Origin of the sequence: Dietzia sp. JS16-p6b (assembly GCF_003052165.1) — a bacterium.
Taxonomy (GTDB): Bacteria; Actinomycetota; Actinomycetes; order Mycobacteriales; family Mycobacteriaceae; genus Dietzia.
The window spans coordinates 3628475-3644603 of record NZ_CP024869.1 but is presented as its reverse complement, the minus strand read 5'-3'; the positions used below and the strand labels follow the sequence as shown (position 1 = coordinate 3644603).

The window sequence follows — 16129 nt, the reverse complement described above, 5'->3', positions numbered from 1 at the left end:
CGGATCTCGTGATGGCGGTTCGGGGTGTGATCTTGACAACAAGCAATACAGTGGAGATAGTAAACCCGAATTCACAGATATATGTGATCGAATCCATGCGAGTGAGTCGAGCCGACCGTGCGGATCGACCGACCCGAGAGGGGACACCCCGCCATGTCAGTGCCCGATGCCTACATCTTCGACGCGGTGCGCACGCCACGCGGCAAGGGAAAGTCCAGCGGTTCGCTCTACAGCGTCGCCCCGATCGATCTCGCGGTCGGGGTCCTGCGGTCGATCGTCGAGCGGAACCCCGGCCTCGACCCCGCGCAGATCGAGGACGTGGTCATGGGGATCGTGGGACCAGTGGGCGAGCAGGGCGCGGTGTTGCCGCGCGTCGCCGCCCTCGCCGCAGGGCTACCGCAGACCGTCGCCGGTGTGCAGGAGAACCGTTTCTGCGCCTCCGGGCTCGAGGCGGTCAACCTGGCCGCACAGAAGGTCCGCGCCGGCTGGGAGGACCTGGTCATCGCCGGCGGAGTCGAGTCGATGTCCCGCGTGCCCATGGGCTCCGACGGCGGCGCCTGGGCGCAGAATCCCCGCGTCAACTATGAGACCTCGTTCGTCCCCCAGGGCATCGGTGCCGACCTCATCGCCACCATCGAGGGCTTCACCCGCCGCGACGTGGACGAGTTCGCCGCCCGCTCCCAGGAACTGGCGTCGGCCGCGTGGGACGACGGTCGGTTCGCCGCCTCGGTCGTGCCGGTGGTCGACGTGGCCGGTCGGCTGGTCCTCGACCATGACGAGCACATCCGCCGCGGGACCACCGCGGACGACCTCTCGGCCCTCCGCCCGTCCTTCGCCGCGCTCGGGGACCAGGCCGGGTTCGACGCCGTCGCGCTGCAGAAGTACCACTGGGTCGAGCGGATCGACCACGTCCACCACGCGGGCAACTCCTCGGGGATCGTCGACGGCGCGACCGCGCTGCTCGTCGGCAACGCCGCCGCGGGTGAGCGGAACGGGTTGACGCCGCGGGCACGGATCGTGTCCGCCGCGGTCGTGGGATCGGAACCGACGATCATGCTCACCGGTCCCACCCCGGCCGCGCGTAAGGCGTTGGCCAAGGCGGGACTGACGATCGACGACATCGACCTGTTCGAGGTCAACGAGGCGTTCGCCGCCGTACCCATGAAGTTCGCCAAGGACCTCGACGTCCCGATGGACAAGATCAACGTCAACGGTGGCGCGATCGCCATGGGCCACCCCCTCGGCGCCACCGGCGCGATGATCCTCGGCACCGCACTCGACGAACTGGAGCGCCGCGACGCCCGCTTCGCCCTGGCGACACTCTGCGTGGGCGCCGGCATGGGGATCGCCACCATCATCGAACGCCTGTAGACCCAGCCGCCGGCCTGACGCCATACAAGGACGAGAACACCCAATGAGCAGCGAATACACCAACACCATCTCGTACGAGCGCGATTCCGACGGCGTTGTCGTCCTCACCATGGACGATCCCGATCAGAGCGCCAACACCATGAACGCGAACTACCTGGCCTCGATGGAGGCCGCCGTGGACCGACTCGAGGAGGAGGTCGACGACATCACGGGCGTCGTCCTGACCTCGGCCAAGAAGTCGTTTTTCGCCGGCGGCGACCTCGGCGACATCCTGAGCATCCCGGCCGACGGGGCGGACCTGGCGGTCGACACCGTGGAGCGGGCGAAGGCCCCTCTGCGCAGGTTGGAGACGCTGGGCAGGCCGGTCGTGGCCGCGATCGGTGGCGCCGCGCTCGGCGGCGGGCTCGAGATCGCGCTGGCGACCCACTACCGCATCGTCGTGGACTCCCCGTCCATCCAGCTGGGCCTGCCCGAGGTGAGCCTAGGTCTGCTGCCCGGGGGCGGCGGGATCGTCCGCACCGTGCGCATGCTCGGGGTGGTCACGGCCCTGATGGAGGTGCTGCTCGAGGGCAGGCGCCTGCGCCCGGGCAAGGCCCGTGAGCTCGGACTGGTCGACGACCTCGTCGCGAGCCCGGATGACCTGATCCCCGCGGCGAAGGCGTGGATCGCCGCCAACGCCGACGACCCGGTCGCGGCCACCCAGCCGTGGGACCGGAAGGGTTACCGCATGCCCGGGGGGACCCCCTCGAGCCCAGCGCTCGCGGGCAACCTGCCCGCGTTCCCCGCCATGCTGCGGAAACAGCTCAAGGGCGCCCCCTACCCCGCCCCAGTGGCGATCATGGCGGCCGCCGTCGAAGGCGCCGGCGTCGATTTCGCCGCGGCCTCGACGATCGAGGCCCGCTACTTCGCCCGGCTGGCCACCGGCCAGACCGCCAAGAACATGATCCGGGCGTTCTTCTTCGACCTGCAGAAGGCCAACGGGCTGGCCGGGAAGCACGGGTCCGCCGACCGCGCGCCGGTGAGGAAGGTGGTCGTCCTGGGCGCCGGGATGATGGGTGCCGCCATCGCCTATGTCAGTGCCAAGGCCGGGATGGAGGTCGTCCTGAAGGACGTCGACCAGGCCGCGGCCGAGCGGGGCAGGGGCTACTCGGAAAAACTGGTCGCCAAGACCGTGGCCCGCGCCGCCGAGGGCCCGGCCCGTGACGCCGCGCAGGCGAAGGGCGAGGCGCTCCTGGCGCGCATCACCCCCACCACCGACCCGGCCGCGGCCGCGGGCGCGCAGGCCGTGATCGAGGCCGTGTTCGAGGACCCCGAGGTCAAGAAGACGGTGTTCGCGGAGATCGCGCCACACATCGCCCCGGATGCGCTGCTGTGCTCCAACACCTCGACCCTTCCCATCACCATGCTCGCGGGCGGCGTGGACCGGCCGGCCGACTTCATCGGCCTGCACTTCTTCTCGCCCGTCGACAAGATGCCGCTGGTCGAGATCATCAAGGGGGCCGAGACCTCGGAGGATGCCCTCGGGCGCGCTCTGGCCCTGGTCGCGCAGATCGGCAAGACCCCCATCGTCGTCAACGACTCCCGCGGGTTCTTCACCTCGCGCGTCATCGGCACCTTCACCAGCGAGGGGATGGCCATGCTCGCCGAGGGCGTGCCCGCCCCGACCATCGAACAGGCGTCGGCGCAGGCCGGATACCCGGCCCCCGTGCTGGCGCTGATGGACGAGCTCACCCTGACCCTGCCCCGCAGGATCCGCGACGAGACGCGCGAGGCCGCCAAGGCGGAGGGGCGCGAGCTGCCCGACCACCCGGGTAACGCCGTGCTCGACCGCATGATCGACGAGTTCGGCCGGAAGGGTCGCTCGAGCGGCTCCGGCTTCTACGAGTACTCCGACGGCAAACGGGGCGGACTGTGGCCGGGGCTGACCGACGCCTTTGGTGGTGCCACCGAGATCCCGCTGCAGGACGCGATCGACCGCATGCTCTTCGCCGAGGCGATCGAGACCGTCAAGTGCCTCGACGAGGGCGTGCTGGAGACCACCACCGACGCCAACGTCGGATCGATCCTGGGCATCGGCTTCCCGGGCTGGACCGGTGGCGTCGCCCGCTACATGGACCAGTACCCGGGCGGTCTGCCCGGCTTCGTCGCCCGCGCCGAGCAGCTCGCCGAGCGCTACGGGGACCGGTTCACCCCGCCGGAGTCCCTGCGGTCCAAGGCCGCCTCCGGTGGCACCTACGAGGAGGTCCACCCGTGATCCGTACCCGTTTCACCGAGGAGTTCGGTGTCCGTCATCCGATCGTCCAGGGCGGCATGATGTGGGTCGGCCGCGCCGAACTCGCCGCCGCCGTGTCCGAGGCCGGGGCGCTGGGCATCATCACCGGGCTCACCCAGTCGACGCCCGAGGACCTGGCCCGCGAGATCGCGCGCTGCCGGGAGATGACCGACCAGCCGTTCGGGGTCAACCTCACGATCCTGCCCGCCATCTCCCCGCCCCCGTACGCCGAGTACCGGCAGGCGATCGTCGAGTCGGGGGTGAAGATCGTCGAGACCGCCGGGTCCAATCCCAAGGACCACCTACCGGTGTTCCACGAGGCCGGCATCAAAGTCATCCACAAGTGCACCTCGGTCCGCCACGCACTCAAGGCCGAGCAGCTCGGTGTGGACGCGGTGTCGATCGACGGCTTCGAGTGCGCGGGCCACCCGGGTGAGGACGACGTCCCCGGTCTGGTTCTCATCCCCGCCGCGGCGGCCCGGCTGACGATCCCGATGCTGGCGTCCGGAGGCATCGCCGACGCCCGCGGTCTCGTGGCCGCACTGGCCCTGGGGGCCGACGGGGCCAACATGGGGACGCGGTTCATGTGCACGGCCGAATCGCCGGTCGCGGACCAGGTCAAGCAGCAGATCGTCGCCAATTCCGAGCTCGACACCACGCTCATCTTCCGCACGCTGCACAACACCGCGCGGGTCGCGGCGAACGCCGTCTCGGCGGAAGTGGTGGCCAGGGAGGCCGAGGGCGTGGAGTTCTCCGACATCCAGCACCTCGTCGCCGGAGCCCGGGGCCGCAAGGTCTTCGAGGACGGCGACCTGGATGCCGGCATCTGGTCGGCGGGTCAGTGCCAGGGCCTGATCGACGACGTGCCCACCGCGGCCGAGCTGGTCGACCGCATGATGGCCGAGGCCGAGTCGATCATCACCGACCGGCTGTCCGGCATGGTCGCCGCCGCGGAGTCGGTCCGATGACCGCCACCGGACGCGACGCCGTCAAGGTGGAGACCGACGACCTCGGCGTGACGACCATCAGCATCAACCGGCCCGACCGGATGAACGCGCTCGACCACCACACGGTCGGCGCGCTGATCGGGCTCATCACCGAGCACGGTGCGGATGCGGGCACCCGTGTCATCGTGCTCGCCGGCGAGGGAGCGGCGTTCACCACCGGGGCGGACCTGCAGTCCATCCGGGAGGGAGCCGCCGACGCTCCCAGCCCCGACGTCACCATGGACAACGCCGCGGCCCTGGTCCGCGCGGTGCTCACCGCCCCGGTCCCGGTGATCGCCGCGGTCAACGGTCCGGCGGCGGGGGTGGGCGTCTCGTTGGCGCTGGCCTCCGACCTCGTTCTCATGTCCGACGACGCGTACCTGCTGTTCGCGTTCACCAACATCGGCCTCATGCCGGACGGCGGGGCCAGCGTGCTCCTGCCCGCGGCGGTCGGCCGCTCGGTCGCCTCCCGGATGCTGCTGCGCGGGGACGCCGTGTCGGCCGCGGAGGCCCAGCAGGTGGGCCTGGCGCTCGACGTCCTGCCCGCCGCGGACCTGCGCCCCGCGGCCGCCAAGCTCGCGCGCCGACTGGCCCGGGGTCCTCGCCGCGCACTGGAACTGACCAAGCGTGCCGTCACCGGGGCCACGCTCTCCGAGCTGGACGCAGCTCTGGCGCGCGAGCACGAGGGGCAGTGCGAACTCCTGGTGTCCGCCGACTTCGCAGAGGGGGTCGCCTCGATCCTCGAGAAGAGACGCCCCGACTTCTCCTGACCTGGTTCACCCTCACCGCTCCCCACGAAAGGCCGGATCATGACCACCACCACGACGGACCCCGTCGCCGAGCTCCACGCCGCCCGTCGCAACCACTGGAATTCCTGGGTGGCCACCCACGCCGAGATGAACCCCGACGGCGAGGCACTGCGCTACCTCGGCCAGACCACCACCTGGTCGCAACTGCACGAGCGCAGCGGCCTCTTCGCCGACGCACTGGCCCGTCGCGGGGTCGCCGGGGGTGATCGGGTCATGCTCATCACCCTCAACACCCCGGAGTTCGTCGAGGCGGTTCTCGGCATCAACGAGCTGGGAGCCATCGCGGTGCCGGTGAACTTCCGTCTCACTCCGCCGGAGCTGGCCTACCTCGTGAGTGACTGCGCGCCGAAGGTCGTCGTCACCGACGCGATGCTGGCCCCGCTCGTCGGGGCGATCCGCGCGCAGGGACAGGAGCCGGGTGACCACATCGTCATCGGGGGCGAGTCCGGTACGGAAGGCCAGACCACCTATGCCGACGCGCTCGCCGAGGAGGGCGCACCCCATCAGCCGGTCGACGTCCCCGAGGACTCTACGGCGCTCATCATGTACACCTCGGGCACCACGGGCCGGCCCAAGGGCGCGATGCTCTCCTATGAGAACCTCACCGCTCAGTCCTTGACCTGTATCCGGGTGTTCCGGCTCTTCGACGAGGACGGGCGCGCGCTGTGCGCGGCCCCGATGTTCCACATCGCGGCGCTCGGGTCGATCGCCCCGAGTCTCCAGCTCGGCGGCGTCACGGTGGTCCATCCGCTGCAGGCCTTCGACCCCGCGGCGGTCCTGGACACCCTCGAGGCGGAGCAGATCACCAGCGTCTTCCTCGTGCCCGTGCAGTGGCAGGCCGTGTGCGCCGAGCAGCAGGCCCGCCCGCGGACGCTGGTGCTGCGCAACATCTCGTGGGGTGCGGCCCCGTCCACGGACACGATCCTGCGCGCCATGTCGGAGACGTTCCCGGACGCGCTGAACTGCGCGGTGTTCGGTCAGACCGAGATGAGCCCCATCACCTGTGCTCTCGACGGCGACGACGCGATCCGCAAGCTCGGGTCCGTCGGCAAGGTCATCCCCACCCTCCAGGCCCGGGTCGTCGACGCCTTCGGGGAGCCGGTCGGGCCCGGCGAGGTGGGCGAGATCGTCTACCGCGGACCCACCACCATGTCCGGGTACTGGAACAAGCCGGCGGAGACCGCGGAGGCCTTCGAGGGTGGCTGGTTCCACTCCGGTGACCTGGTCCGGATGGACGACGAGGGCTTCGTCTACGTCGTGGACCGCAAGAAGGACATGATCATCTCCGGCGGCGAGAACATCTACTGCGCCGAGGTCGAGAACGTCATCGCCGGCCACCCCCGGATCCGCGAGGTCGCGGTGATCGGTCGCAAGGACGACACGTGGGGCGAGGTGCCCGTGGCGATCATCGCCCAGCACCAGACGGACGAGCCCGACCTCGGCCTGGACGACCTCGTGGAGTGGCTGCGGGACAAGCTGGCCGGATTCAAGCTTCCCAAACACCTCGTCCACGTCGATGAGCTCCCCCGGAACGCCAGCGGCAAGGTGATCAAGGGCTCGCTCCGCTCGGAGCACGGCTCCACGGGTGTCTGACCCGGCGGACGAGACGACGTCGGAACCCGGATACCACTGACATGGTCTTCCAACTCCCCGCGGGCCGAGGCCCGGTGGTCGATCTGGCGGGACAGGTCGGATCGCTGGTCGGCTACTCGGTGTTCACCCTGCTGAGCTGCGTGCGCACGGTCGCCAGGGGGCGGCTCTCGCTCGCCGAGACCCGCGACCAGGCCCTGTTCGTCGCGCGGGTGTGCTCGGTGCCGGCGCTGCTGCTGATGCTGCCGGTCGGCGTGCTCGTGGCCGTGTCGGTGGGGGAGTTGGCGGGCCGACTGGGGGCGGCCGGGTATGCGGGGGCCGTGGTGGCCTTCGTCGTGGTGGGGCAGGCGTCGGCGTTGGTCTGCGCGCTCATGCTGGCCGGGGTGGGTGGCTCGGCCATCTGCGCGGACCTGGGCTCCCGCACCATCCGCGAGGAGGTCGAGGCCATGGAGGTGATGGGGCTCGACGTGATCGAGCGACTGGTGGTGCCCCGCGTCCTCGCCACCGTGCTGGTCTCCCTGGTGTTGTGCGCCCTGGTCACCGCGATGGGTGTGACCGCGTGCCTGATCTATCAGGTGTACGGCCAGGGGGAGTCGGCCGGGGCGTTCCTGTCCACGCTCAGCGCGTACGGCCGCCCGTCCGACCTGTGGATGGCGATGGCCAAGTCGGTCGCGTTCGCGGTGGTCTCGGCCCTGATCGCGACGTTCAAGGGACTGCACGCCAGCGGCGGGTCGAGCGGTGTCGCGGACGCGGTCAACGAGACGGTGGTCCTGGCCTTCGTCACCGTGTTCGTGATCAACACCGTCCTGTCGGCGGTCTACGGGCTCGTCGTGCCGTCGGTGGGGAAGTACTGACGTGACCTCGCTCCGGGTGACGGACACCAGCGCCGTGCAGAAGTTCCGGGCGTCCCGGCCCGCCGCGGTCCTGGCCCGGGCCGCGTCGGCGATGGCGGAGGTCGGCCGCCACGTGAGCTTCGCGGGCCGGGTGATCCTCACGCTGCCCACCGCGCTGGTGCGGTACCGCAAACAGGTCGTCAACGAGGTCGTCGACGTGGGCTTCGGCTCCAAATCGCTGATCGCGGGCGGCGGCACCATCGGGATCGTCCTGGCGATGTCCGCGGTCGCGGCGATCATGGTGGGCGTCGAGACCTACCGCGGTCTGGATCTGATCGGCATGACCAGTCTGTCCGGGATGCTCTCGGCGATGGCCAACACGCGCGAACTCGCGCCCGTCGTGGCCTCCATCGCCCTGGCCGCCAAGGTGGGCACCGGTTTCACCGCCCGGCTGGGGTCGATGCGGATCTCCGACGAGATCGACGCCCTCGACGCGATGTCCGTGCCGACCGTCCCCTACCTGGCCGGGACGCGGGTCATCGCCACGATGATCTGCATCGTGCCGCTGTACGCCGTCGGGCTGGTGGCGACGTACATCGCCACGCGGGTGGTGGTGGTCCACGTCAACGGCGGTTCGGCGGGCACCTACGACTACTTCTTCCACATCACCCTGGGGCCCGAGGACGTCCTCTACTCGCTGATCAAGGCCGTGGTGTTCGCCCTGGTGATCGTGCTCGTGCACTGCAGCTACGGGTACCACGCGACGGGCGGGCCCGAGGGTGTCGGGCGGGCCGCAGGCCGTGCGCTGCGGACCAGCATCCTCCTCATCGGGTTCATCGACATCGTGCTCACCTTCGCCCTGTGGGGCCTGGTGCCCGAGGTCCCGGCGTTGGGGATCACGTGAGGCGGCGCGTGGCGGGACCGACGCCCGAGCGGACCCTGGCGGTCCGCGGGCTGGTCGCGAGTGTCGTGGCCGCGGCGCTGGCGGGGTTCCTCGTCGCCCGGGGCGCGGGCGTCCTCGACGCGGGGGCGACGGTGACGGCGGTGCTGCCCTCGGAGGCGGGCCGGGTCCCGGTCCACGCCCCCGTCCATCACCTGGGGGTGAAGGTGGGTGACGTGCGGTCGTCTCTGGGTGACAGTTCGGGTGACGACGACGAACCGGGCACCAGGATAGAGATGCTGATCGCCCCGGAGCATGCGGAGCGCATCCCCTCCGACGTCGTCGTCCGTGCGGTCCCGCGGACGCTGTTCGGCGACATGCGCCTGGACCTGGTGACCCCGGGCGTGCCGGGGACGACGCGCGCCGCCGGCGGGCTCGACAGCGGAGACGTCCTGGCCGCCGACCGCTCCGAGGAGGCCGTGCTCCTCTACGACGTGTTCACCCGCGCGAGCGACCTGCTGGTCTCCATCGAACCCGAGCGTCTTCAGGTCACGCTCACCGCACTCGATCGGGCCCTCGACGGTCGGGGCGAGATGCTGGGCAGGGTCATCGGGGACGTGGACCGGGCGGGTGAGCACCTGTCGCCCGCGCTGGAGGAGACCGCCGAGGCGTCCTCCGCGCTCGCCTACCTCACCGAGGACCTGGCCGCGGCCGGCCCGGCCATCGTCGAGACCCTGCAGGAGGCGACGCGACTCTCGCAGATCGTGGTGGGCCGCCCCGATTCGCTCGGGCGGCTGCTCGACGCGGGCCTGGCGGTCACCGGTTCGGGCGCGCACATGGCCGACCGGACCGTGACGGGTGCGATCCGACTGGTCGACGACACCGGGGTGGTGTTCGACCGGACCGCCCGGAACCCGCACGGGGTCATCCGGACCCTCTACGCCATGCGACCCATGGGGGAGGCCGGGGAGGCGGCGTTCTCCACGGGGCGGTTCGCCATCACGGCGGTCCCGTCGTTCTCCGACCCCATGCCGTACGGGCCCGAGGACTGCCCCCGCTATCCCGACCTGGCCGGGTCGACGTGTTCGGGTGTGGCGTCCCCCCACCGCAGGACCGGCCTCACGGTCTCCGCCGCCTCGGAGCGGGACCTCATCCGGGAACTCCAGGCGGCCGCCGCGTCCGAGCCCGGGTCGCCGGTGCCCCCGCCCGCCGATCCCGCGGTCGCGCCCGATGCCGCGGCGTGGACCATGCTCGGTCCGCTCGTGCGGGGTACCGAGGTGACGATCCGATGACGAATCAGCGCGCTCTGCGTCCGGCCCTGGGGCTCTTCGTCTACTGCCTGGTCGGGGTCCTGTGCACGGTGCTGGTGGTCAACACGCTCCGGGTGCCGATCGGCTGGGGGGCGCGGGCGTACGGCGCCGAGTTCACCGACGTCGGCGGGCTCGGCCCGGGCTCCGAGGTCACGGTCGCCGGCGTCCGCGTGGGCAGGGTGCTCGGAGTCCGGCGGGAGGTCGGCCCCCCGGGCGAGACGATCGCCGTCGTCGACTTCGAGGTCGAGCGCTCGACGCCGGTCGCGAGTGGCGCGCGCGCGTCGGTCCGCTACGGGGACATGCTGGGCATCCGCTACCTCTCCCTCGATCCCCCACAGGACGGCGGACCGGCCGTCGGCGGTGCCGACCCTCTGCCGGAGGGGACGCGTATCCCGCTGGAGGCCACCACCGATCCCGTGGACCTCACCGCGCTCGTCAACGGGTTCAAGCCACTGTTCGAGGCGGTGCGGCCGGACGAGGTCAACACTCTCTCGCGCACGGTGGTCGCCGCGTTCCAGGGCGAACCGGGTGCCATGGACGTCCTGCTCGCCCGCCTGGCGCTGCTGAGCCGGGACATCGTCGGCAGGCAGGACGTGTACACCAGGCTCGCGGACAACATCATGGCGCTCACCACCACGCTCACCGAGCGGGAGGCGGACCTCCAGCGGCTGGTCAGGGGACTCGACACCGTCTCCGGGGCGCTCGCGGACGGCGACGGGAACGATCTCGCGGCGCTCCTCGAGCGCGGGGACGCGGCCACCGCGACACTGGCCTCGATGCTCCGCGAGACCGAGCCGGATCTGCGCGCGAGCCTGGACGCCGGTCGTCACACGACCGACGGGTGGATCCCCAACACCCCGGCGTTCGACACCGCGATGGGCAAGGCCCCGCTGTTCGCCCGGGAGGTCAACGCACAGGCCCAGAAGGGCGGCTTCCTGGCGCTCTACATGTGTAACTTCACGGTCAAGTGGGACGCCTGGGAGACCAGCCTGTTCGGCTACCGGAACTCGGGGGCGTGCCGATGAGTCCGATCGCCATGGTGCGGGAGAGTCTGCTCGACCTCGTCCGCGACCCGAGGCACGCTCGTCGCGGCAACACCGTCTTCGTGGGGGCCGCATCGATCCTGCTGGTCATCGCGGTCTTCGCGGCGAGCATGGCCCTGCCCCGACTCTGGTACGTCCTGCGTACCCACCACTACGCGGCCGAGTTCGCCAACGCCGGGGGGTTACGGACGGGGGACCCGGTGCTGGTGGCCGGCGTGCCCAGTGGCCGCGTGGATTCCCTGGCGTTGGAGCGCGGGCTCGCGGTGGTGGGGTTCCGGCTCGACCGGGGCCAGGTCCTGGGCGAGGCGAGCACCGCCACGATCGGTCTCAAGTCGATCCTCGGGAACAGGTTCCTCGAGGTCACACCGGCGGGTGGCGGGGACCTCGGCCCGGACCAGCGGATCGGGGTGGAACGCACCACGTCGCCCTACATGATCGACGACATCGGGGGAGCGGTCACGGACCTGGCCGAGGCGCTCGACACGACTGCCGTCAGCGCGATGATCGACAGCCTGGACAGCATCCTGCCGCAGGACGCCGGGGCCGCCGGTCAGTCGATCGACGACGTCTCCGCGGCCCTGGGTCTCCTCGCCCGCGAGGACGCGCGGATGTCCGGGGTGGTCACCACGACGCGCGAGCTGACCGGCGTCCTCGTCTCGCAGGAGGCGAGCATCCGGGCTCTGACCGACCAGTCACTCGTGCTGGTCACCGTGCTCGCCCAGCGTCGTGAGGCGCTCAGCTCGCTCGTGTCGTCCCTGGAGGATCTCGCGACCCGGGTGCGGGTGCTGCTCGACGAGGAGGCCGAGGACGTGGACCGCGTGCTGGGCAACATGCGCTCGATCAGCGAGACCTACCGGAGGAACATCGACGCGATGGACGAGGTCCTCACCCGGATGCCACCCGGACTCCGCGCGGTCACGGACGCGACCGGGAACGGCCCGTGGACGGATGTCGCCACTCCGACCGGCCCGATCCCGGATTCGGCGCTCTGCGCCCTGGGGGTGATGGACGGATGCAACTGAGACGTGTGAGCCGGTCCGGGGTCGTCGCGATCGTCGTCACCGCCCTCGCCGCCGTCCTGGTGGTGGCCTACCTGCTCTCCGGCGTCCGGGGAGACGGCGGTCGCCACGTGATCACGGCCGAGTTCGCCTCCGCCGAGGGCGTGTACGTCGGTTCGCAGGTCCGGATCGTGGGCGTCGAGGTGGGGATCGTCGAGAAGGTCGAGCCGACGGGGGAGTTCGCACGGGTGCGGCTCTCACTGGATCCCGGTACGCGGTTGCCCGCGGACGTGGGCGCTGTGGTGATGAACCCGGCTGTCATCGCCGACCGGTTCGTCGAGCTCACCCCCGCCTACGTGGGCGGGCCGACGTTCCCGGAGGGCGGGGTGATCCCGGCCGAGCGGACGCGGGCGCCCCTCGACTTCGACGAGTTCGTCTCCAGCCTGGACACCCTGAGCGCGGCGTTCTCGCCCGGCGCCGACGAGGTGGCACGTGGTCTCGACAGGGGGGCCGAGGCCCTCGACGGCCGGGGGGAGACGCTGAGCCGCGCCATCAGGAACCTGTCCACGGTCTCGGCGGTCGGCGGGGACCGGGCAGAGGACGTCGACGCGATCATCACCGAGCTCGCGGTGCTCATGGACGCGGCGGGCGGTCGCGACCAGACCATGCGCGACCTCGTGCTGGGACTCGACGACCTGGGCCGGCAGCTCCGGGACGACAGGATCGACGTGGCCGCCCCGGTGGAGGACCTGCGGGTGATCCTCGACGAGCTCGACGCGATCGTCGCCGAGCGCGGGGACGACATCACCGCGACGACCACCGCGACCCGCGAGGTGACGGCACTGTACGCACGCCACCGCGCGGACTTCGCCGAGTTCCTGGACCTGTACCCGGTGATGATGGAGAACCTCGCCGCAAGTATCGGGCCCGACGGCCGCGCGCGCATCCGCCTCAACGTCTCGTCCAACATCACCCACTTCGCCCGTGGTCGCGAGCTCTGCCGGCGCGAGCCGCTCCCGCTGTGCACGGGCGCGGGACTGACCAATCCGCTCATGTTCCCGGTCGAGCAGCGTGACCCGATCGGCCTCCTCGGCGCGTTCGACCGGGTCGCGGGGGGTGGATGAGGGCCATGCGTGAGACCGGAACCCGTCCGCACCCGGTGCGCGGACTCGTGACCCTTCTCGGGGTGGCGCTGCTGGGGGGTACGGCGATGGTGGCCGTGAACACCCCGCAACTCGCACTCCAGTCTGTTCCCCTGGGAATGGAGACCGGGGAGGGCTCGGCGGACGTGGAGATGCGGTTCGAGCGCGCCGACCGGCTCGCCCCCGGAGCGGAGGTCCGCTTCGGCGGACGCCTCGTCGGCCGGGTCCGCAGCGTCGGTACCGATGGAACCGAGGCCGTGATCGGCGTCCGCCTCGAGGGCGACTCCGGCGTACCCGCCGGCGTCTTCGCCGAGATCCGCCTGCCCACCGCCCTCGGCAGCCCGTTCATCGCGCTCACCCCGCCGGAGGCGCCCTCGACCGGTGCACTGCTCGAGGACACGGGGGTGGTTCCGCGGGCGCACACCGGCGTCGGGCCGGATCTCGAGTCCAGCCTCGCCTCGCTGGGGCTGCTGCTCAACGGGAGTGGGATCGCTCAGCTCGCCTCGGTGATGGAGGAGCTCACCGTGGCCCTGGACGGGCGAGGTGAGGAGATCGGGCGCATCCGGGAACGTGGTGATCGCGCCCTGGAGTTGTACGAGGCGAACCGCGACGAGATCGACCGGACGGTCCTCGCCCTGGACCGGGTCAACGCCTCGCTCGCCGGTCGCCGGGAGCTCATCGACCGCGGCATGCGGGTGTCCGCCGACCTCGTCTCGGAGGTGGCGGCGAGTCGGGAGACGATCACCGCACTCATGGACACCACCACCGCCCTGACGGTGCAGGTCGAGCAGTTCACCTCGGCCACGGACGGGCGCCTGACGCCGTCGCTGCGCACACTGACCGTCCTGCTCGAGGACCTGGAGGGCTTCGGGGACGAGGTGGCCCCCACGCTGGACGCCCTGCAGCGCTTCGTCACGAACTTCGACGTCGCGGTCCGCGGTGACCACATGATGTTCGACGGCGCGCTCGACCTTCCCGGTTCGCTGGACGCCCTGGGCACCGGCGGGGAGGTGCGCGCGGGTCGACCCCTGCCACCCGGTGCCACCGGCCCGCCCGACGCCCAGCCGCCCGTGGGGGGTGCGCCGTGAACCGCCACGTCGTCACGCAGGCGCTGCTGTTCGCGGTCATCTCGGTGGTGGCCATCGGGTACGGCATCAGGTACATCGGGGAGGACGCCGATGTGGCGAGCGGTTTCCGGGTGGTGGCGCACGTCGAGGACGCGCGGGGCGTCGGGCCCGGGGTGCGCGTGACCTACCGCGGCGTGGACGTGGGCGAGGTCCAGGACGCCGTTCTCGACGGGGCCGGCGGGGTCCGGCTCCGACTGAGGATCATCGACGGGACCCTGATCCCCGTCAGCGCCCACGCCCGGGTGGTGACCAGCACGGCCCTGGGAGACAACCGGCTCGACGTGCGGCCCACGAGTGACACCGGTCCCTACCTGGGGGACGGTGATGAGTTGCTGGTCCCCGAGGACGAGCAACCCGCGTCGATCGAGCACCTCATCGCCGACATCGACACCTCGCTGCGGGCGCTGGACCCGGAGTCACTGGCCTCGTTCGGGGACAGCGTGGCCACCGCGCTCGAGGGCAACGGCCCGCGGCTGGGCGCGATCCTCGAGGACACGGCACTGCTCGCGGAGGTGGTGTCGGAGCAGGCTCCCACGTTACGGGGGCTCGTCGGTGACGGGCTGGTGACCGTACGCGCGCTGGCGGCGCGCCCGGATCCCCTCAGCGGCTCGGCCTCGGTGGCCCGCGACATCGCCGGGCAGCTGTCCCGCCGGGAGGACACGCTCGTGTACCTGCTCGACCGCTCACCCGAGTCGATGCTCCGGGCCCAGGTGCTCCTCGACGCCAACCGGGAGGACGCGGCCGGCCTGCTCGCCAACACCCTCGTCGTCACACCCGTGTTCCGCGATCGGGGACCCGCCTGGGAGGCCGGCCTCACGCAGGGCGAGCGGGGACTGCGGGCCCTGGCGGGGACCGTGCGTGACGGGCGCGCGGACTTCCAGCTGGTCGCCACCCAGGGGCCGGTGTGCGTCTACCCGTACGAACCCCGGGACATCGTCGACCACTCCCCGCGTGAACCGGACCTGCGGTTGTACTGCCCGCCGGGCGAGGACCTGGAGCAACGGGGATCGCGGGCGGCTCCCCGGCCGAACGACGAGGGGCTGGCGGGTGCGACCGAACCCGGCACCAGGATCGGCCCGGACATGGCGGTCGACCCGGTGCTCATCCCGACCGGCAGAGAGATCGCCGCGTACTGGGCGACGATGATGGAAGGACTGCGCGATGGCGGCTGAGGCGACCACGGACGGCGACGTCTGGGAGGACAGGGCCCCGGAGGACAGGGCCCGGGAGGACACCTCCACGGTGGACGACGATCCCGTCGAGGGCACGGACGCCCCGCGGAGGAGCACCGCTCGCATCGTGAGCGCCCTGGTCGTGGTGGCATTGGTGGCCGCGTGTGCCTGGTTGGGCTATCTCGTGTGGTCTGACCACCGGGAGGACGAACTCCGACGCAGCGCGGCCGAGGACGCCACCCGCCTGGTCGTCCAGCTCGCGTCCTACGACCACGCCGACGTGGACGCGAACATCGAGGCGGTCGTGGCGGAATCCACCCCGGAGTTCGCCGACCGCTATCGCGAGGTGTCCGAGGGGCTGCGCGAGTTGCTCGCGAACGGACAGGGCACCTCGACCGGGACCGTCACCCACGCGGGAGTCCAGAGCGTCGACACCGAACGGGCCGTCGTCCTTGTGTTCCTCGACCAGGAGATCACCAACGTCACCGTGCCCGAGGGCCGGGTCGACGCGAGCCGCATGGTGGTGACCCTGGTCCGCGGAGGGAACCGCTGGCTGCTCGACTCCGCCGAACTCGCCTGACCCCCGGCTGATCCGA

General features: G+C 71.3%; 14 protein-coding genes. All 14 read left to right on the top strand.

All coding sequences use genetic code 11. The features are described from left to right. Positions 1–153: 153 nt before the first annotated feature. The 14 genes from CT688_RS16795 (at position 154) to CT688_RS16730 (ending at position 16113) form a co-directional block, all read left to right on the top strand. The gene (locus CT688_RS16795) at positions 154–1371 is read left to right on the top strand and encodes an acetyl-CoA C-acetyltransferase (RefSeq protein ID WP_107758294.1); all 1218 of its coding nucleotides are present in this window, start codon (positions 154–156) and stop codon (positions 1369–1371) included. A 43-nt stretch (positions 1372–1414) separates the two neighbouring features. Next, positions 1415–3625, top strand: coding sequence for a 3-hydroxyacyl-CoA dehydrogenase NAD-binding domain-containing protein (locus tag CT688_RS16790; protein WP_107757823.1), 2211 nt, complete (start codon positions 1415–1417; stop codon positions 3623–3625). Further along, on the top strand, positions 3625–4611 hold the full coding sequence (locus CT688_RS16785) for a nitronate monooxygenase family protein (RefSeq protein WP_197431537.1): 987 nt from the start codon (positions 3625–3627) through the stop codon (positions 4609–4611). The genes CT688_RS16790 and CT688_RS16785 overlap by 1 nt, the downstream gene beginning before the upstream one ends. Beyond that, positions 4608–5399 (top strand): enoyl-CoA hydratase-related protein, encoded by a 792-nt coding sequence (locus CT688_RS16780; protein WP_107757821.1) that lies wholly within the window; start codon positions 4608–4610, stop codon positions 5397–5399. Before CT688_RS16785 ends, CT688_RS16780 begins: the two co-directional genes overlap by 4 nt. 39 nt (positions 5400–5438) lie before the next feature. After that, positions 5439–7031: a fatty-acid--CoA ligase FadD5 gene (fadD5, locus tag CT688_RS16775; protein WP_107757820.1), complete on the top strand. Its 1593-nt coding sequence runs from the start codon at positions 5439–5441 to the stop codon at positions 7029–7031. A 41-nt stretch (positions 7032–7072) separates the two neighbouring features. Continuing rightward, on the top strand, positions 7073–7882 hold the full coding sequence (locus CT688_RS16770; RefSeq protein ID WP_107757819.1) for an ABC transporter permease: 810 nt from the start codon (positions 7073–7075) through the stop codon (positions 7880–7882). A 91-nt stretch (positions 7883–7973) separates the two neighbouring features. Continuing rightward, positions 7974–8765, top strand: coding sequence for an ABC transporter permease (locus tag CT688_RS16765; RefSeq protein WP_107758293.1), 792 nt, complete (start codon positions 7974–7976; stop codon positions 8763–8765). Positions 8766–8773: 8 nt separating this feature from the next. Next, positions 8774–10033 carry an MlaD family protein gene (locus tag CT688_RS16760; protein ID WP_107757818.1) on the top strand — a complete coding sequence of 420 codons (1260 nt, stop codon included), beginning with the start codon at positions 8774–8776 and terminating at the stop codon, positions 10031–10033. Next, positions 10030–11076 carry an MlaD family protein gene (locus CT688_RS16755; RefSeq protein ID WP_107757817.1) on the top strand — a complete coding sequence of 349 codons (1047 nt, stop codon included), beginning with the start codon at positions 10030–10032 and terminating at the stop codon, positions 11074–11076. Before CT688_RS16760 ends, CT688_RS16755 begins: the two co-directional genes overlap by 4 nt. Further along, positions 11073–12116 (top strand): MCE family protein, encoded by a 1044-nt coding sequence (locus CT688_RS16750; RefSeq protein ID WP_156607321.1) that lies wholly within the window; start codon positions 11073–11075, stop codon positions 12114–12116. Before CT688_RS16755 ends, CT688_RS16750 begins: the two co-directional genes overlap by 4 nt. Beyond that, positions 12107–13216 (top strand): MCE family protein, encoded by a 1110-nt coding sequence (locus CT688_RS16745; RefSeq protein WP_107757815.1) that lies wholly within the window; start codon positions 12107–12109, stop codon positions 13214–13216. Before CT688_RS16750 ends, CT688_RS16745 begins: the two co-directional genes overlap by 10 nt. Positions 13217–13221: 5 nt before the next feature. Continuing rightward, positions 13222–14322, top strand: a complete 1101-nt coding sequence (locus CT688_RS16740; protein ID WP_159078024.1) for an MCE family protein — start codon at positions 13222–13224, stop codon at positions 14320–14322. Next, positions 14319–15533: an MlaD family protein gene (locus CT688_RS16735; protein WP_107757813.1), complete on the top strand. Its 1215-nt coding sequence runs from the start codon at positions 14319–14321 to the stop codon at positions 15531–15533. Before CT688_RS16740 ends, CT688_RS16735 begins: the two co-directional genes overlap by 4 nt. Next, entirely contained in the window at positions 15523–16113 is a 591-nt protein-coding gene (locus tag CT688_RS16730) for a hypothetical protein (RefSeq protein ID WP_107757812.1), read from the top strand. The genes CT688_RS16735 and CT688_RS16730 overlap by 11 nt, the downstream gene beginning before the upstream one ends. The last annotated feature ends 16 nt before the right edge of the window (positions 16114–16129 follow it).

Coding starts and splice junctions, on each gene's coding strand:
- CT688_RS16740 (WP_159078024.1), top strand. CDS start 13,222: ATGCGTGAGACCGGAACCCGTCCGCACCCGGTGCGCGGACTCGTGACC.
- CT688_RS16780 (WP_107757821.1), top strand. CDS start 4,608: ATGACCGCCACCGGACGCGACGCCGTCAAGGTGGAGACCGACGACCTC.
- CT688_RS16745 (WP_107757815.1), top strand. CDS start 12,107: ATGCAACTGAGACGTGTGAGCCGGTCCGGGGTCGTCGCGATCGTCGTC.
- CT688_RS16755 (WP_107757817.1), top strand. CDS start 10,030: ATGACGAATCAGCGCGCTCTGCGTCCGGCCCTGGGGCTCTTCGTCTAC.
- CT688_RS16790 (WP_107757823.1), top strand. CDS start 1,415: ATGAGCAGCGAATACACCAACACCATCTCGTACGAGCGCGATTCCGAC.
- CT688_RS16730 (WP_107757812.1), top strand. CDS start 15,523: ATGGCGGCTGAGGCGACCACGGACGGCGACGTCTGGGAGGACAGGGCC.
- CT688_RS16770 (WP_107757819.1), top strand. CDS start 7,073: ATGGTCTTCCAACTCCCCGCGGGCCGAGGCCCGGTGGTCGATCTGGCG.
- CT688_RS16750 (WP_156607321.1), top strand. CDS start 11,073: ATGAGTCCGATCGCCATGGTGCGGGAGAGTCTGCTCGACCTCGTCCGC.
- fadD5 (WP_107757820.1), top strand. CDS start 5,439: ATGACCACCACCACGACGGACCCCGTCGCCGAGCTCCACGCCGCCCGT.
- CT688_RS16795 (WP_107758294.1), top strand. CDS start 154: ATGTCAGTGCCCGATGCCTACATCTTCGACGCGGTGCGCACGCCACGC.
- CT688_RS16765 (WP_107758293.1), top strand. CDS start 7,974: ATGGCGGAGGTCGGCCGCCACGTGAGCTTCGCGGGCCGGGTGATCCTC.